The organism is Pseudomonas sp. Choline-02u-1, from assembly GCF_002836515.1.
Lineage (GTDB): Bacteria > Pseudomonadota > Gammaproteobacteria > Pseudomonadales > Pseudomonadaceae > Aquipseudomonas.
In genome coordinates, this window is sequence record NZ_PJBC01000065.1 from 290,639 (window position 1) to 307,830 (window position 17,192).

Sequence of the window (17,192 nt, forward strand, 5' to 3'; positions counted from 1 at the left end):
TGTTATTTGCGCAACAGGCGCAAACCGTTGAACACCACCAGCAGGCTCACGCCCATATCGGCAAACACCGCCATCCACATGGTGGCAAGCCCGGCAAAGGTTACCGCAAGAAAGATCGCCTTGATCACCAGCGCCAGTGCGATGTTCTGTTTGAGGATGCTCGCGGTGTTGCGCGACAGGCTGATGAACGCAGGAATCTTGCGCAGATCGTCGTCCATCAGGGCGACATCGGCGGTTTCGATCGCGGTGTCGGTGCCAGCCGCGGCCATGGCGAAACCGATCTCGGCGCGAGCCAGTGCCGGGGCGTCGTTGATGCCATCGCCGACCATGCCGACCCGGTGGCCCTGCTTGTACAAATCTTCAATGGCTTGCAGCTTGTCGGTCGGCAGCAAATCGCCGCGCGCCTCGTCGATGCCGACCTGGGCGGCAATCGCTTGCGCGGTGTGGACGTTGTCGCCGGTCAGCATCAGGGTTTTCACCCCGAGTTCATGCAGCTGACGAATCGCTTCGCGGCTGGTTTCCTTGACCGTGTCGGCCACGGCGAACAGCGCCAGCGGGCCTGAGTTGTCGAGCAGCAGCACCACGGATTTGCCCTGTTGTTCCAGCGCGAACAGCTTCTCTTCCAGTTGCGGCGAGCAAAGGCCCAATTCTTCAACCAGACGATGGTTGCCCAAGTGATAAGTCTGGCCGTTGATATCGCCTTTGACGCCCCGCCCGCCCAACGCGGCGAAGTTATCCACAGTCGGCGCGGCGAAGTTTTTATCCACAGCGGCGTTGGCAATCGCTAGCGACACTGGATGATCGGAGCGCCCGGCCAGCGCGGCAGCGATGGCCGGCGCACTGGCATCGGCCGTCGGGTCGAGTGACAGGTAATCGGTCTGCACCGGTTTGCCGTGGGTGATCGTGCCAGTCTTGTCCAGCGCCAGATAATCGAGCTTGAAGCCGCCTTCCAGGTACACGCCGCCCTTGACCAGAATGCCCTTGCGCGCGGCTGCCGCGAGGCCACTGACGATGGTCACCGGGGTGGAAATCACCAGTGCGCACGGGCAGGCAACCACCAGCAACACCAGCGCGCGGTAGATCCAGTCGAACCACGCCGCGCCCATGAACAACGGCGGGATGATCGCCACGGCCAAGGCGAAGACGAACACCGCCGGGGTGTAGATTTTCGAGAATTGATCAACGAAGCGCTGCGTGGGTGCCCGCGCGCCCTGGGCCTGTTCAACGGCGTGAATGATTCGCGCCAGCGTCGAGTTGTTCGCCGCAGCGGTGACCGTGTATTCCAGCGAGCCGGCCTGATTGATGGTGCCAGCGAAGACTTTATCGCCGACAGTTTTTTCCACCGGCAGGCTTTCACCGGTGATCGGTGCCTGATCAATGGTCGAGCTGCCGCTGACCACCGCGCCGTCCAGGGCGATGCGTTCGCCGGGTTTCACCCGCACGCGGGCGCCCAGTTCGACGCTTTTGACCTCTTGTTCGCGCCAGTTGCCGTCGGCCTGCAAAACCGTGGCTTGCTCGGGAGTCATTTGCATCAAGCCACTGATCGCATTGCGCGCGCGGTCCAGCGAGCGTGCTTCGATCAGTTCAGCAACGGTGAAGAGGAACATCACCATCGCCGCTTCCGGCCACTGGCCGATGAGGATCGCGCCGGTCACGGCGATGCTCATCAGTGCGTTTATGTTGAGGTTGAAGTTCTTCAGGGCAATCCAGCCCTTTTTGTAGGTGCCGAGGCCGCCGCTGAGGATCGACACCAGCGCAACAATCGCCACCACCCAGTCGGGTGCGGCGCTGGTGAAGTGGATGACTTCGGCGCCCAGCGCGGTCAGGCCGGACAGCGCCAGTGGCCACCAGTGTTTTTTCACCGCAGCCGGAGCCGGCGCATCGACGCCCGCCTCGAGCGGCTCGGCGTGCATGCCGAGGGATTTGATCGCCTCGGTGATCGGCTCGGTGCCCGGCAGATTATGGGTCACGCCAAGCACACGATTGATCAGATTGAATTCCAGCTGCTGCACGCCGGCCAGTTTGCCGAGCTTGTTCTGGATCAGCGTCTGCTCGGTCGGGCAGTCCATTGCCTCGATGCGGAAGCTGCTCAGGCGCGCGTCGGCGCTGGTCTTGTCACTCAGTTGCACCAATGCCGGCGCTGCGGCTTTCGACGAGCAGCAGGCATCGCCGCCGTGGGAGTGTTTATGCACCGGCTGCAATTTATGACTGTGATCGTGGCCGTCGCCGGGCTTGTGGGTGTGCAGGGAATCGCTCATTGGTCGCGTCCATGAAGGTGCCTGTTGCCAAGTAAAGACCCTGTAGCCACTATAGGGTCAAGCACCCTTTTGGAGATGGCCGTCATGAAGATCGGCGAACTGGCGAAACTCACCGACTGCGCCGTGGAAACCATCCGCTACTACGAGCGCGAAAACCTGCTGCCGGAACCGGCCCGCAGCGACGGCAACTACCGCGTCTACACCCAGACCCACGCCGAGCGGCTGACTTTCATCCGCAACTGCCGCACCCTCGACATGACCCTCGAAGAAATACGCAGCCTGCTCGCCCTGCGCGACAGCCCGCAGGATCAGTGCGAGAGCGTCAACGCGCTGATCGACGAACACATCCAGCATGTGAAGGCGCGGATTGATGGGTTGATGGCGCTGCAGACACAACTGCTCGACCTGCGCCAACGCTGTGGCGAAGGGCCGGAGGCGGATCAATGCGGGATTTTGCAGCGCCTGGAAGTGAGTGGCGGGGTTGTGGCGACCGAGGTTGAGCATTCCCATGTGGGCCGTAGCCACGGCCATTAAACTGGCACGGCATTCAATGTGGGAGCGGGCTTGCTCGCGAAAGCTGCGTGTCAGTCGACATCATCGTTAACTGATACACCGCTTTCGCGAGCAAGCCCGCTCCCACAGAGTTTTGCGTATGGACTATCAGACCGCCATCGGCGCGGTCATCGGTGGATGGTGCTCGTAGCCTTCCAGCGAGAAATCGCTCGGTTCAACCAGTTCCAGCCATTCCGGCTGGTACACGCCAGTCTTGGCAAACTCCGGCACGCGATCGGAGATCTTCAGTTTCGGCATGGCAAACGGCTCGCGCTTGAGCTGTTCGTTGAGCATGTCCAGGTGGTTCTCGTAGACGTGCGCATCGCCGATGAAATAGGTGAACCAGCGCGGCGTGTAGCCGGTCAGGCGACCGATCAGGCTCAGCAGCGCGGCGCCTTCGGTGAGGTTGAACGGCGTGCCCATCTCATTCACCCCCCACCTTTACTGCACATTACGCTGACTTGTAATGCCTTCCAAGCAACTTGGTATATGTGCATTATAGCGTTTGCACATTACCTGTGCAACCCCCGACACTGGATAAACCATCAGTTTTTTTAAAGTCCCGCCCGCAGCCCCCTTTTCCTGAAGCCCCCGAAATACGAGGCCTGTAGCCAAGAAATTGACTCATCCTGGCAATGTGCTATCCATGGTGTCGGGGGAATCAATCGCCCTAGGAACAACTCCAGCGCTTCCGCAGCCGCTATGACGCAAACAGCAGGGAGAATTGATGCGCCTAGATCAGATGCCATACCACTCAATGCCCACCCTGGCCGTGCTTCCATTCCGACAATTCGGGATCGGATGGACGTGGCAGCTGCGGGCACTCAAGCTCTTCCCCGACTCCCAGCTGTCCTGGAAACGCTACTTCTACGATAACGGCAGTGGCCATGCGAGGGCGGCTGTTTTCACCTCCTACGAGGAGGCCATGGAAGCTGCAGACGAATTCAACAGCCGCACCAGTGAACTGGTGGCTCAGGCGGTACCAGATCCTCTGCTTCAGAGCTCAACCACCTTGAAAGTCGAGAAAGCACTGACGGCGGCGCGCCGCATTCAGGGAGAAGAGGAGCTCATGGAGCGCGAGTCGATCAAGCGGAACGCCCATCTGCCCCGGCTCTCCGCGCAAGAGCTGAAATTGCACAATACGATGGAGAGCTTGCGGCAACCGCTCCACGAAGAACTTGAGCGTGCGCCTTACCTGGAAATAGTTGCCATACCGAGATTCAACATGTGCCTTCGCCGTGTTGATGACCAGACATGGGAACAGATCGGAGCCTTGTCTCCCAAACGCTCGCAGATTTGCCTGCGCGAAGTGACAGCCAAAGGGTTTGGTCTTTCGGGAGCTGACCACTGGGGAAGAACCAAAGCGCAGATACGCGCACTCTTACTCCCCCGAGCCAACCAGTTGCTGCAGTTAGCGAGCGTCAAACAAATGCTCGCCGAGGCAAGGATGCGCGGCCAGAGGGTGTTGGTCTGCGGTGGCTTCGTGTTCTGGTATGAGGACGATGGGGTACCACGGTGGGTGGTGAAAAACACGGGTGGCGAGTCCAGCAGCGATGAAGGAAACAGCTTGTGGCACGAAGGAACAATCCTATCGAAAAACCATGGCAGGATTGTCGTGCTTCCCTATATCAAGGAGAACGGGGAGAAGGTTCAAGGTCACACGAAGAACGCGCCGCACGATGGAAAGGCGCTGCCTCGGCATCCTGACCAGTACGTCACCCTCCCTTTCGAGATCCTGGATGGTGACCTTATGATCGGACTGTTTGGTGAGCTTCACTATGAGTAAAGAACCGAATAACCGGCCAGCTAGCATGGACGTTTCCAGGGGCTACCCGAGCGTCCTGACATCCTCTGGAGCCGTGGCGCCAATCCCAATCATAAGCTCCCAACCAGAAACTCACCTTGTGCGCAAGGCAGGCACGTATTTGTTCGGCTGACCACCATACTGTCTGAGCCATCGACAGAATCACGCAACAATATAGTGGCGCAACGATGGCGCGCCATGTGTGAACCTTGGTACATTACACACATCTTTCTTCCAAAAAAATAGCGGTCACCTATGGATATCTTGCCGGCAGGGAACAGCAAAAAAACGCTGAAGCTTCTAGACAACAAACAAACAAAAATTAGTTCCATACTAGGCATATCCATTCAGCATTTCCGTTCAATAAAAGAGCAATCACTTCAGCTTGGAAGTGTCATGACATTGCTCGCCGGAAGAAATGGAACAATGAAAACTTCTATGATGGGCCTGGTCGCACAACTATTTGACAGTCAAGCCAAAGACGTTTTTGATCGACCATTGAAAACAACCTTGAGCGAAGTTTTCAAACTTTCCCCCAAGTATGACAATGAAAAATATCGCTACGATATAGTCCTAAAATTAGAGGACGAATCCATCATGCGGGAGCCAGTTAACTTTTATTACGTCGCCCAAGATACGAACCGACATCGTGTGGTGGTATCGGGCTCTGCAAAAGGAGACGGGACGTTTAACTACAATACCAGCTTCCTTAACCTGCAGCGGCTTTATCCACTCGCCGATACCGATGCAAAGGAGTCCTCCTCCCGAAAAGTGACTCTCTCAGCGACAGAGGCGGCTGGACTAAAGGACTTTTATGAAACAGTGTTTCCGAGCACTGAATATGAAGACTTTACTCCTATCGTCGCCACGGCGAACAATAAGACGACAAAAACCACCTTCGGGCCAACTACCAGCAGCATTAAATATGACTGGTCAGCTATATCCTCAGGCGAGGATAACCTTGGCTCTATCTACAATAGACTGATCGGATTTGAGCGGTCGCTCCACGACTTAAAGAGCAAAGAAGGAAATGGCGTACTCTGCATCGATGAGTTCGAAAGCACTCTGCACCCTGTGGCGCAGCTGCGGCTGTTCGAATATCTCTATAAATGGGCAAAGCGAAATAAGATCCAAGTAGTCATCACCACGCACTCCTTACACTTGATTTCCCATGTTTATCTGACGCACCTGAAAGATCAAAAAAATGAGAATGTTGTCGTCAACTTTGTGAGCAGCTCAAGCGCTGATGACGGCAACTATCCAATCCTGCATAACCCACCGTTCAGCGTCGCATACAAAGAGCTCACATTTGAAGACCCTATAGAAGCAGCTGCCGCGAGAAAGATCAAGGTCTTCTGTGAAGACAAGGTCGCAGTTCATTTCATAAAAAAAATTATCCGCACTCAAGAAGTCTTACGTGCCGTAGAGTTCCACTGCTCACTGGATCCTTCATCTGACAATCCCGGCACTTCTTTTACAGCCCTTGCTTCAGTATGCGCTAAGTTTCCGCTCCTGCTGAAAGACTGTATTGTCGTGTTCGACGCCGACATCACAGATTCTGCTTTAAAGAAAATCAAACAGCCTGATCTATACTTAACCCTGCCCGACCCAAACAATGTCGCCCTGGAGCGAAGGATTATCGCTTTTATAATGAACCTTAAGAACTCCGACAAATTTTTCATAAAATTCAAGACAGAACGAACTGTTTATCTAGACTCATTCAAAGCTTCTGGTATCACGCTCAAACCCGCCACAGTGCTTGACGAAAAACTTACAGACATTAAGAAATGCAAAGCCTGGGCAAGCAAGCAAGGTGCTAAATTTAATCAGTATGTGACTTACTACTGCGAGTACCTTGAAGGGCGAGAAGAATTCAGGTCTAGCTTTATTGAGTCGATCAACAAGATAAATACGAGCCTGGGAGTACCCGAAGCATTCTAAGCCTAAAACGACGGCTGCATGGGCGGGTACAGAACCTGCCCACACCAGACCTTCTAAGACAGGTACCCGTTCAGCCTACATCACGAGCAAACGCATTTGCAGGCGGAACAATAGACGGGCCATAAATCATAACCTCAGAACCCTTCTTCTTATGCTGAGCGGTGTAGCTTAGAAAATATTCATCCTGCCGATAAGCGGAGTATATTTCCTTAATCTCAGGTACGTTGTCGTATGAAACAATCCATGGATGTTTTACAGCGCTGAGCGCACCAGCGATTTGAACGTGATCTTGGTGATTATAAAAGTTTCTGTACAGGCCCGAACCTTTCACATAGTAAGGCGGATCAAGGTAGATCAGTGATTTCAAGGGGAGGTTTGGTAGAACCTCTTCCAAAAAAAGATTAGCGTCCTTGTTGTAAACTTTAATTCTATTCTTAAACCTGCCAATCAGGTCTATACGTCGGATCAAATCAGCTTTGTTAAACCTAACGTCCAGCTTCCACTTCCCCGCTTGATCCTTACCGCCAATGACACCAGCCTTCAGTATTCCCGAACGATTGGTTCGATTAAGGAAAAAAGTAGCCATGGCTAATTCCAGGCTAGAGAACTCGTTAGGGTTTATCATGACTTTCTTATATCGATGCCAGTTCTCCATATTTACATCAGTATCGGCGATTATCTTACAGAGTTCTTCCGTATGATTGACGGCAGCATCCCAAAACGCGTAAACAGCGGGATCGAAGTCATTGATATGAATCGTTGACGCGTACTCGTGGAAAAGCAGCTCTAGAGCTACGCCCGCTCCACCTGCATAGGGCTCGGCATAGTGCCCATCAAGCAGGTCGTTCGACTCGAATACCTGCTTGATGAAATGGCAAAATTTTCCCTTACCTCCTGGGTAACGCAAAGGGGTGGAAAAAATTTTTGATACGCCCATCTAAACATTACCTACCGGGTTGGCTTATGGCGCAAGGCCAGCGCCGACATCTGAAGTCTCATCGCGCTCAGTTCCAGATCGCTTCAAGCAGAGGCCTGTATTCATCTGCAATGTCTTTGAGCTCGGACGGCACCGGAGCGCTAGCTGAGCTGTGGACGAAGAGGTTGAAATGGTCAACAGAGCCTACGGAGTCAAACGATGTAGCGCGTTTGAAAATAGCTTTGGAAGCGGGAGTCGCTAGGCCACCGCTCGATTCGAGGTGCTTAGCAATAGACTGAATCTTCATCGAGAGCTTATCACCACCCATCCCATCCTTGACAGGCCTTTGGGTGTCGATCCTCAACACAGGGTCGTTGAGCTGTGTCTGCCGGAGGATAAAGTCATCACAGCTCACCTCCAGGAACACTCGAAACGTCACCGCCACAGCGTTAGGGCAATCGTCGACCACCAAAGTCTTTCGGAGGTCACGGTAAATGGCATTGATCCGGTTGTTTGGGATATCAAGCGACCAAGGCACAAGAAACTTCCGGGCGCGCGACAGTGGCTTTGCGCGAATGCCTGGTTTCACTGGAACCGCTGGTTGAGCTGGAGACGCGGGTGCCCCTGAAACTCCCCCCGCAGGATTTGGCGCCGCTGCGCCGCCGACTGGTGGTACAGGAGACTGAGGAAGGCCTGTAGACAAACCCGCCTCTGGATCTATAGGAGCGAGTGGCGCGTTTGGAGACTGCGGGGCCCCTGCAGAAGGCGGCCTCAAGCTTCCACTGAAGAGCTTTTGAGGCAAGAGTTCTGGCGGTATATGGGTCACGAACCTCATGCGATTATCATCGCTACGGATATCGTTAACGTTGTACCCCTCGCTCACGAACATATCGAGAGCGAACTCGACCGAAGGCGCAATGAATTCCAGAGGAAGGAGCGGCGTAAGCTCTTTGTTTTCAACCCGGAGCTGGAAGGTTTTCTGCGCCGGCGCGGAGGAAAACAAACGAGTTAAAGTGGTGACCGGAATTAGGTAGACGTCCGCGATTGATTTCGGGCTGAACACCTGGGGGTTATCTTTGACCAAATTTCTTACTTGCCGGCCAATCGATTCAACACCCGTTTGTCTCGCACGCCGCTCGTCTCGGATGTCACTGTCCCAGCCAACACGGCCCACACCATTATTCTGACCAGTGTGTTTCAACTCGATCCACATATCGCCTTCAGCACGTGAGCTCACGACACTGCACTGAAGCTCCTGAGGCAAGTCGAATCCGAGCTGGTTGTGTGCTGTCATGAAGCCCTTGAAGAGCTTTTCAACGGGACACAAATCTGGCTTTTGCAACAGTTTCACAGCGGTAAGACGCCGGTTGCCTTCGAGAACGATAAAGCTCCCAACACCGTCTGGCGTGACTAATTGAAGCTCAGTTGGATCGAACCCATTTTCCGCGATGTGCTGAGCAAGCTTTAACAGCTTCCTGGCATCGTCAGGGTCAGCCATGAGGAGATCAATCGCCTCGCGCTGGTTTTGCGCGACGTCGTTGCCGAACCGAACATTTTCCTGGTCAAGCTTGATGAGATCGAGCGGGATGGATCTGATATCCCGGCTCATTTTGTCCATTTTCATTGACTCGTCCGTTCGGCTCGGTTGTTAGCTGGGAATCATACAGGCATAGCCGGATAGCCACCATGCCAGGCCATTGAGAGCGCAAGCACCGCCGAGCATTTTTGGAGCGAACGCTTGAAAGCGAAAAGGCTGGGGGCGATTGGCCGCGAGCGGGCTGCTAGCAAATGCACATCGTGGGTGTGATGCGGGTCTGAAGATACATATCTAGCGCCAAAGAAAAAGCCGAGCATAAGCTCGGCTTTGAAAGAGGTAGGGCCGGAGCCCTATGACGCTTCAACAACCTAGAAGGTTGAGGGGTTAGCCGCTGCCTAACCATCCCATTATTTGCCCTTTACGGACTGACCCTGGGAGGTGCTACGCGGGCCTCATCTGGATTTAACGAGCGGGGAGGCTCATGCACACTCGTAATCAATAGTAGCGAAGGGGCTATCCCTTGTAAAGCATCACACGTCGCTGAACAGGCACACGGCTTCCACCGAAGTGACGCCATTCATCGCCTGGACGATCTCTTTGGCCACCGTGAGCGTTCGCCCTGTGGCCAGCAGGTCGTCAACCAACACAACGCGTCCAGTAACGTTACCACGAAAAGCTGGGTTGCGCTGGAGAGGCGTGAACAGGTGACGATACTCCACCGGGATCACCTTCAGGGGAAAGCCATCAGCTTTTTTTAGCCTGAACTGGAGGCCTTTGCGTTCATCGCCAGTGATTTCGCCGTTGTCCTCTGCTCTTCGGATCATGTCAAAGGCTTCCAGCTTGGTCGACTTTACGAAGACATCATGGGCCAATTCAGCGTTGAGCACGGAGGCGCATCGCGACGCCACGATGCGGCTCAAACTGTAGCTTGACGGCATATACACCACCGTGTCGGCTTGCGTTTGTGCGGCAATCACCGCCAGGATCTCGCTACCGCTCTGTGCCAGGCGTTTGATGGAGGTGATATTGGTCTTAAGGCCGTCTTTGCCTTTAAGGGCGTACAGGAGCGGGCAGTTATCGCCGATCACACTGGCCTTCCGATCCCGGCTCCGCTTAGCGGAGGACTTGATCCGTGTGAACAAGGACGTGACCTTTAGCCCGCACTCCCGGATGTCCGTTTTAGGGTTGCCATCCACAGTGGTGATCAAATGCTCTCTGACGGCGTGGTCAACCGTGACCAGGTTCTGCGTGACGACAAGTCCCAAAGGTCTACCCCGAACAAGTGAACAAATGATGACGGCAAAGCCAGCCATCATAATGCCGGGCCAGCTTGGCGGCTAGCGCGCTCCGGCTTCGATCAAGTGAAACGCCTGGGGCCCTGACCACGGCCTTTGCAACCGATGCTGGTCTTGCTGCGACGGCAAAAATCGCGGCCACCGTCATCCAACATCCGCACGACATACTCGCGAGTCCCCGCCCGAGGGCCGAACACCGATTTCCGTCACTTCGATTTCTTGATCAGGTAGCTGCTGACCGAGGCGCACAGGCCAACAACGAGTTCAGCGTCCTCGAAGGACGGTTCGCGCCCTTCCTGGATGTGCCGTCCGAACTCCGACGCGTACGCCCAAGTTTTGATAACCGCCTGATCCAATGTGCTGGAATCAGCGTTCGACAATCGTTCATGATCCTGCCCAAGGTTGCCTGTTGATCCCCAGTGACCTGTCGAGCGACGCACTCCAGCGAGGCCATGGCGTGCTGAATTGCTCCAGTCGGGTCTGGGGATGGCCGGCGTGAGAGGTCAGCAATCGCCTGGTGCAACTCTTTGCTGGCCGTGATGTGCCCGTGTTGATGCTCAGTTTCTTTCGCCGAGTTCAAAACCTGTTCGAAGGATTCAGAGCCACGCATTTCGATGCGGCCATCGATCAGCTTCCAGCCTATGCCGTGCTCGATGAAGAACTCGTTCAGCTCAGTCGTGAAGTGCTCGTGCACGTCCCCGTCGTAATTACGGTTGCAGAAGTAGTCATCAAGCCGCTCGATGACGTCATACACCTTGAACCATTTGCATTGCTCAAGGCGCTGGACGTTCTCCTCATGGATGTTGGGCGTCTCGCTCCAGTTCTGCTTGTCAGGCAAAACTTTTAAGGTCTGGCAGATGATTTCGCGCAGCCCTGAAGGCTTGAGGCCACATTCGTAGCTCAGCTGAATCAGGTACTCCTGCAGCGCTTGCGGTGCATCCTCCCGGACAGCGATTTCGGCCTCATCGACCTGGGAGAAACCGTGACGCTTTGAGAATGAAGCCTTCATGTTGAGCCTCCAGCCGAGCGAGCCAAAATGGCATATCGCCACCTCGATTTCGCTCGATAATGCCTGACATTTCGCGGTCAGAATAGGACAGCGCATCGACACATGGGCTCGCCTGAAAGTGAGTCATCGTTTCTGCTATCGTCATTCATCGTCATCGTAATCAGGTTCGGAATCGTCAAACTCCTCGTCTTCAACCTCATGACCTATCAGGCCGCTTTGATAGAGGCCAATCTCATACATCCTCGTCTTCAACTTTTCATGAGCGCTGCGAATCGCCAAGACTGCAATTGAAGCTTCGCGAGTGTCCATTTCTCCTCCCTCAGCCTCCTGGCCAACCCACTGTCTACCCCTCGTGCCATGAGGGCCCGTTCAACTGGATTTCTAGTCACGAGCTCGATTCCGTTTTGAGATCAGTGGAAGCTTAACCCATGGCAATGTGCGCCACTGCTTGAGCTATCGAAGGTCATTTGCAGTACAAGAAAGCGCCCCCGACACCCATGGAGTTCGCGGAGACGATTCGCGGAGATGATGCAAGAACTCAGCGAAGCGGGCGAGTGGATGTCCGCACAGCTGCGACCAAAGTCGGGCAGAGAGGCCGACACAACTGAAGAGGAGCAAGATCGTCTCGACCCAATGGACGACTAGGTATCTCAACTGGACAAGATCAAAGCCTCAGGTCTGCCGCAAAACGCTGGTCGCGGATTGAAGCAGGGGCATGCCCATCGATGATCAGCTTCTGCTGCAGATGGCGTACAAGATGCCAAGCCAGAGGTTCGCGGATCTCCAAGCAACCTTGGATCTGATGGAAACTATTGGAGCGCTGTGTAACAAGGGCCTCTCGAAGCGCTGTAAAGCCATCAACGCCGATGACCGACCTGTGAACACGGATAGGATTATTCAGCCCAGGACGACGCTCGTAGGCGCTTAAAAGCGATCGAAGGATTACAGGGAGATCATCCCCATAGGCTTCGCAGGCAAGAGACCAGAGCTGACCATCAGACAGTGGGGTCATAGGATCCGATGTCGGGCTAGCATTATCCATAAATTGGCAACATAGCACCCAAGCGCGGCCAGAATTCAGGTGCACCCTGTAAACCAATTTTTTAACGTGTTAATCACAGGAGTTTACAGTGTAAAAATTTGGTTTACAGGCCAGAATTTTCAACGTGCGTATAGGGTCAGCAAATGCATTTCGTTAGAAATATGACGGGGGCGGACGTTTGCAGACGCCTGTTGTACGAGACGGGTGGAATTTCAGACGAACTGATCCCAGCAAAAAAGCCCTATTGGTTTGACGTCAAAGCGTCAGCAGCAGCCTGCGGCTGCAAAAGAAAGCGATTTCTCCTTGGCCCCCGGCCCACCCATTCCAACCTCAGCTTCACACCAGACCCTCAAACCGTGTGATCTAGAAGCCGTAAATATCAGACCTAAAGCCGGTGGGATCCTGTGAGAAAAGCGGTGCCTGGGCCACTGCCGCTTTTATCTTGCTCTCAAATATAAGAGCTCCGTCTCGCTTAAAAATTTTCAAGAGGGGGGGGGTGAAAATAAAATGGACATTGCCGACGAACGGTAAATAAATTGCCTATTTGTCAATCTGAGTTTTCACTCAAAAATCCTCGAAAACCTATAAAAAATGCTTTAAAGCAGGCGAAAACGCTAACATTTATGAGTTTCGATTCACCAAATGCGAATTTTGATCGCCTACAACCGCGTCCAGTAGCAGATACATTGGCCATGTCGATCATTTGTAACCGTCCGGCCAACTCACCTTCCTATCCACAATTGCTGGGACAAAAATCAGCAATCCTCCCTGGGTCAATTTTCAATCGGCAGGATGGGTCAGTTTTCAATCAGCGCCAACAATCAAACATCTTGCCTAGCCAAAAGGGCCTTCAGATCGCTTGCATGCAGCTGCTCTTGATGCCTATTGATACCATTGGCGCTGATGCTATAGGATCAGATCAGGAGATGGCATTCCTCCTTTAACCGCCTTCGTGCTGATGATGCCTACGTGAACCCTGGACAGGGTGCGTAGGTGCGTCTCCCTGTCCTCCATTTTAGGACAGGCTATGATCTTATCCTCCGAGTTTCCTTTTTCTTTCGGCGCGAGCCGCTTGCCAGTTAGTCCACTCAGGTCTGATGAGGTGGGCTCGCCATGCTGAAGTCTTTAATGGTCATCGCCGTTGGCGCTTCACTTGGAGCCTGGTTGCGCTGGATATTGGGCATGAAACTGAATGCTCTGTTTCCTACGATTCCCCCAGGTACTGTGGTCGCGAACATGGTTGGGGGCTACATCATCGGCCTGGCCATCGCCTTCTTGGCCGCTTCTCCTACCCTCAGTCCAGAGTGGCGTCTCCTGATCATCACGGGTTTCTGTGGTGGGCTTACCACCTTCTCTACATTTTCAGCCGAAACGGTTGCCTTGATTCAGGAAGGAAGACTGGTCTGGGCGCTTGGCTCAATTTCGTTGCACGTTGCAGGCTCGTTAGCGATGACCGCTGCGGGGCTTCTGTCCTACCAAATGATTGGTACTCGCTGAGGAGATAGAAATGAAAGGCTATATGGTCGTTTTCTTCACCCAACAAAACCGTCGTTATCAGGGAAAGATGCTAGGCGAATGGATCGTCGACGTGGCTAAAGAAATGGGGTTGCGAGGCGCCACGCTCTGCACCGGAATCGAAGGGTTTGGGCACACAGGAAAACTGCATTCATCGCACTTTTTTGAGCTGGCGGATCAACCCACGGAGATTCGCTTGGCCATCACGGAAGATGAGGCAGAACGATTGTTCAAACGATTGGACTCTGAGGAAATATCGGTGTTTTTCACGAAGACGCCAGTCGAGATGGGCACCCTTGGAAAAATGCCCTCCAGCTCAACACCCTCCACAACTTCGGAGCTATGAACATGAGCTACGCGGACATCCCAGCTGGCAACGCCATCCCCGATGACTTCTTCACCGTTATAGAGATTCCTGCAAACCACTCGCCGATCAAGTACGAGGTGGACAAGCCAAGTGGGCAGATCTTTGTCGACCGCTTCCTCAGCACACCGATGTTCTATCCGGCCAACTACGGGTTTATCCCGAACACGCTGAGCGACGATGGTGATCCGCTGGACGTCCTGGTGGTTTGCCCTTATCCCGTCTCACCTGGTGTTGTCATCCGTAGTCGCCCGGTTGGTGTGATGTACATGACTGACGAAGCCGGAGCGGATGCCAAGGTGATCGCAGTGCCTCACGAGAAACTTAGCTCATTGTACACCGACGTGAAAGAGTGCTCAGACCTACCTGCGTTACTCCTCGCACAGATCCAGCACTTCTTCGAAAACTACAAAGCATTGGAGCCGGGTAAGTGGGTGAAGATGGGGCGTTGGGGGAGCGCGGATGAGGCGCGGGAAGAGATTCGCAAGTCGGTAGCGGCGTATATCCCCAAATAGGCTTACTCCAGATTCAAATGCCACTGTCGTAGGATCGCGCTGAGGTGCGTGCATTTATGCTGGGCCTCAGTTGCTTCAATCATCAAATATCCGAGGAGCCACACGCCTGTAAAGAAGGATCGATGCTCGCTCGCCTAGTGAGGCTATGTGCTTGGAGCGCGCTCCTGCGTTTCATGAGCGAGCCCGTGCCGGGGAACACACTGACGGCTGATTAAGGCTCGGTGTAAATCGTTACAGGCTATGTGCCCTGCCGTGCTGGTAAACCTCGGATGTTAAAATAATCGCTTTGGATCAAAGCGCAAGGACACTGATGACTCATAGTAGAGCTCCCGCAGAAACCCCTAGAGCAGCCGCGATTCTGGCTCGCTTCCTATCGTCGGAATCCGCTGGCGGTCTTGTACTGATGGGCGCAGCACTCGCGGCCCTAATCGTGGCGAACTCGCCTCTCTCGCAAGGTTATTTTGCCGCCTTGCACAGTGTCTGGTTGGGCATGTCTGTGGAGCATTGGGTCAATGATGGCCTCATGGCCATCTTCTTCCTGATGGTCGGCCTAGAGATCAAAAGAGAGGTTCTGGCAGGTGGGCTTTCCACTTGGGGCCAGCGCGCCCTGCCGGGGTTTGGTGCTTTAGGTGGCATGGTTGTGCCTGCGCTGATCTACATCGCAATCAACTGGGGTAATTCTGAGACTTTGAAGGGGTGGGCTATCCCAGCCGCTACCGACATCGCATTCGCCTTGGGCGTCTTGTCGTTGCTGGGGAAGCGAGTCCCTACGTCGCTGAAGGTCTTCCTCGCCGCCTTGGCGATCATTGACGACCTGGGTGCTGTAGTCATCATTGCCTTTTTCTACACCTCTGGTCTTTCCATGCCGATGTTGCTGGCATCGCTCGCAACCCTGGCCATTCTGATCGCAATGAATCGATTGGGCGTCAGACGATTGTTCCCGTATCTGCTGGTAGGTGGTGTGCTGTGGTTCTTCGTGCTGCAATCGGGAGTGCACGCCACCCTTGCAGGTGTCGCTGTAGCGCTGTGTGTTCCAATGGGTAAGCCTGAAGAAGAAGCCCGGTCTCCACTGCTGTTCCTAGAAGAAAAGCTGCATATGTGGGTAGCGTTCGCTGTGGTGCCGATTTTTGGCTTCGCCAATGCGGGTGTTTCATTGGCCGGTATTTCGATGGAAAACCTAGTCGATCCGGTTCCGCTGGGTGTAGCGCTCGGTCTGTTGGTGGGCAAGCAAGTTGGCATTTTCCTATTAGCTGCTCTGGCCATTCGTATGGGCTTGGCCAAACTGCCGGAAGGCAGCAATTGGGCACAGCTTTACGGCGTTGCGCTCTTGTGTGGCATCGGCTTCACCATGAGCCTGTTCATCGGAAACCTGGCGTTTGCTGGATCAGCTCACCTGATCGACGAAGTAAAAGTCGGTGTGTTGATCGGTTCGACCTTAGCTGCAATCGGTGGAGTCCTGATTTTGCGACGCAGCGCTGGGCCCGCCATTGTCGCCGCCACGGTCTCTAAATAAGCGTAAGCGAGCCGGCCACGGAGTTTCTCCCTGACAGAAATCCTGTGGCTGGAACATCGTCTCGCGAAGTGAGGTCATCGTGCTTTACGCCACAAGCTGCTGAGATAGCCCATCAAAGGCTGATTGGCGGCATCAACTCGGACACAACTTTTTTCAGCATGAACGTTTCGCGCTGAATTGACTGCCCCATCGATGACTCCTGACGCTGCATCACGGCTTCATTATGCGTTATGGCCTCATGCAGGTTGATCCAGACAGGCCGCATACCATTCGCGATTTCGTGGCTTTCCATTCTCACGGGCTCTAGCTGGGGCGCTACTTCGCATTGATAAAAATGCGAGGTCATGTGCATCAGATCGTACTGTGGCTTCCAGTAGGGCCGGTACTCCTCAATGTAACCGTAGTGCTGGAGCACCTGTATTTCACGGGCGCCAGTCTCTTCCTCAAGCTCACGCTTCAAGCCTGTGACAATGTCCTCGTCACCGTCAAGGCCGCCGCCAGGAAAGCTGAAGTCGTTATAGCGCTCGGTAAACAGCAACAGGATCTGCTCATGCCGCATCACGATGCCGCGTGCTGCATGTCGACGGAATACTCTGCCCTGCTTTGATGTGAGCTCGGGGTGAACAATTTCAGTTATGAGTTGCATGTGCTCTCGTTACGGCAAGATCAGTTAGTCATCGCCCAGGGTGGCCACGGCATTTCCGCAGTTCTGGAAATACTATGGCCAGTGGCACTGGCTCAGCGAAGCAGCAATACGGGAAAAGTGGATGTTCGCAGCATCGTCGTGGTCGTGCTGCCTACCAGAAATTGCCTGATGCGTGAGTGCCCGTAACTGTCGGTTCTTCCCCGCTATTGCGGATCAATTCCAAGGTGTTGCGAGAGGTGCCGCATTCGGGGTTGTGGTAGATCGTGATCTGGCTCATATCGCTTC

Annotated in this window: 14 protein-coding genes, 3 pseudogenes and 1 riboswitch; of the genes and pseudogenes, 7 read left to right on the top strand and 10 right to left on the bottom strand. The window is 54.3% G+C overall.

Annotated features, from left to right (window positions below; translation table 11 throughout):
- Positions 1-2: 2 nt before the first annotated feature.
- Positions 3-2,258, bottom strand: coding sequence for a heavy metal translocating P-type ATPase (locus CXF97_RS22880; protein WP_101161358.1), 2,256 nt, complete (start codon positions 2,256-2,258; stop codon positions 3-5).
- Positions 2,259-2,342: 84 nt separating this feature from the next.
- On the opposite strand from CXF97_RS22880, the gene cadR reads away from it, so the two are divergent.
- The gene (gene cadR, locus CXF97_RS22885) at positions 2,343-2,792 is read left to right on the top strand and encodes a Cd(II)/Pb(II)-responsive transcriptional regulator (protein WP_101161361.1); all 450 of its coding nucleotides are present in this window, start codon (positions 2,343-2,345) and stop codon (positions 2,790-2,792) included.
- 126 nt (positions 2,793-2,918) lie between these two features.
- Here cadR and CXF97_RS22895 read toward each other — a convergent pair.
- Positions 2,919-3,233, bottom strand: a pseudogene (locus tag CXF97_RS22895) (thymidylate synthase); the annotation flags it as partial.
- A gap of 304 nt (positions 3,234-3,537) precedes the next feature.
- On the opposite strand from CXF97_RS22895, the gene CXF97_RS22900 reads away from it, so the two are divergent.
- Together CXF97_RS22900 and CXF97_RS22905 are read left to right on the top strand one after the other, a co-directional pair.
- Positions 3,538-4,596: a hypothetical protein gene (locus CXF97_RS22900; protein ID WP_101161365.1), complete on the top strand. Its 1,059-nt coding sequence runs from the start codon at positions 3,538-3,540 to the stop codon at positions 4,594-4,596.
- A gap of 273 nt (positions 4,597-4,869) precedes the next feature.
- Positions 4,870-6,555: an AAA family ATPase gene (locus CXF97_RS22905; protein WP_101161367.1), complete on the top strand. Its 1,686-nt coding sequence runs from the start codon at positions 4,870-4,872 to the stop codon at positions 6,553-6,555.
- Between the two features lie 70 nt (positions 6,556-6,625).
- Here CXF97_RS22905 and CXF97_RS22910 read toward each other — a convergent pair whose 3' ends face one another.
- The 5 genes from CXF97_RS22910 to CXF97_RS28070 form a co-directional block, all read right to left on the bottom strand.
- The gene (locus CXF97_RS22910) at positions 6,626-7,492 is read right to left on the bottom strand and encodes a DNA adenine methylase (RefSeq protein WP_101161370.1); all 867 of its coding nucleotides are present in this window, start codon (positions 7,490-7,492) and stop codon (positions 6,626-6,628) included.
- 67 nt (positions 7,493-7,559) lie between these two features.
- Positions 7,560-9,095 carry a ParB/Srx family N-terminal domain-containing protein gene (locus tag CXF97_RS22915; RefSeq protein ID WP_218239552.1) on the bottom strand — a complete coding sequence of 512 codons (1,536 nt, stop codon included), beginning with the start codon at positions 9,093-9,095 and terminating at the stop codon, positions 7,560-7,562.
- Between the two features lie 443 nt (positions 9,096-9,538).
- Positions 9,539-10,321 (bottom strand): phosphoribosyltransferase, encoded by a 783-nt coding sequence (locus CXF97_RS22920; protein WP_256589899.1) that lies wholly within the window; start codon positions 10,319-10,321, stop codon positions 9,539-9,541.
- Positions 10,322-10,526: 205 nt separating this feature from the next.
- Entirely contained in the window at positions 10,527-11,312 is a 786-nt protein-coding gene (locus CXF97_RS22925) for an AbiJ-NTD4 domain-containing protein (RefSeq protein WP_256589900.1), read from the bottom strand.
- 141 nt (positions 11,313-11,453) lie between these two features.
- The gene (locus CXF97_RS28070) at positions 11,454-11,621 is read right to left on the bottom strand and encodes a hypothetical protein (RefSeq protein WP_157830920.1); all 168 of its coding nucleotides are present in this window, start codon (positions 11,619-11,621) and stop codon (positions 11,454-11,456) included.
- 1,646 nt (positions 11,622-13,267) lie between these two features.
- A riboswitch (Fluoride riboswitch) is annotated at positions 13,268-13,329 on the top strand.
- Between the two features lie 138 nt (positions 13,330-13,467).
- Between CXF97_RS28070 and crcB the strand changes: the two genes are divergently transcribed.
- The 4 genes from crcB to nhaA all read left to right on the top strand — a co-directional run bounded on the left by crcB (position 13,468) and on the right by nhaA (position 16,261).
- Positions 13,468-13,851 (top strand): fluoride efflux transporter CrcB, encoded by a 384-nt coding sequence (gene crcB, locus CXF97_RS22935; RefSeq protein WP_017337059.1) that lies wholly within the window; start codon positions 13,468-13,470, stop codon positions 13,849-13,851.
- Positions 13,852-13,861: 10 nt separating this feature from the next.
- Positions 13,862-14,215 carry a DUF190 domain-containing protein gene (locus tag CXF97_RS22940; protein WP_020191805.1) on the top strand — a complete coding sequence of 118 codons (354 nt, stop codon included), beginning with the start codon at positions 13,862-13,864 and terminating at the stop codon, positions 14,213-14,215.
- A 2-nt stretch (positions 14,216-14,217) separates the two neighbouring features.
- Positions 14,218-14,748 carry an inorganic diphosphatase gene (gene ppa / locus CXF97_RS22945; protein WP_101161376.1) on the top strand — a complete coding sequence of 177 codons (531 nt, stop codon included), beginning with the start codon at positions 14,218-14,220 and terminating at the stop codon, positions 14,746-14,748.
- Positions 14,749-15,058: 310 nt separating this feature from the next.
- Entirely contained in the window at positions 15,059-16,261 is a 1,203-nt protein-coding gene (nhaA, locus tag CXF97_RS22950) for a Na+/H+ antiporter NhaA (protein ID WP_029615511.1), read from the top strand.
- Positions 16,262-16,373: 112 nt separating this feature from the next.
- On the opposite strand, the gene CXF97_RS22955 is transcribed toward nhaA, so the two are convergent.
- The 3 genes and pseudogenes from CXF97_RS22955 to CXF97_RS22965 all read right to left on the bottom strand — a co-directional run.
- The gene (locus CXF97_RS22955) at positions 16,374-16,907 is read right to left on the bottom strand and encodes an NUDIX hydrolase (protein WP_020192018.1); all 534 of its coding nucleotides are present in this window, start codon (positions 16,905-16,907) and stop codon (positions 16,374-16,376) included.
- A gap of 92 nt (positions 16,908-16,999) precedes the next feature.
- Positions 17,000-17,095 (bottom strand): annotated as a pseudogene (locus CXF97_RS22960) (universal stress protein); the annotation flags it as partial.
- Positions 17,092-17,184 (bottom strand): annotated as a pseudogene (locus CXF97_RS22965) (arsenate reductase); the annotation flags it as partial. The pseudogenes CXF97_RS22965 and CXF97_RS22960, both read right to left, overlap by 4 nt.
- Positions 17,185-17,192: the final 8 nt, after the last annotated feature.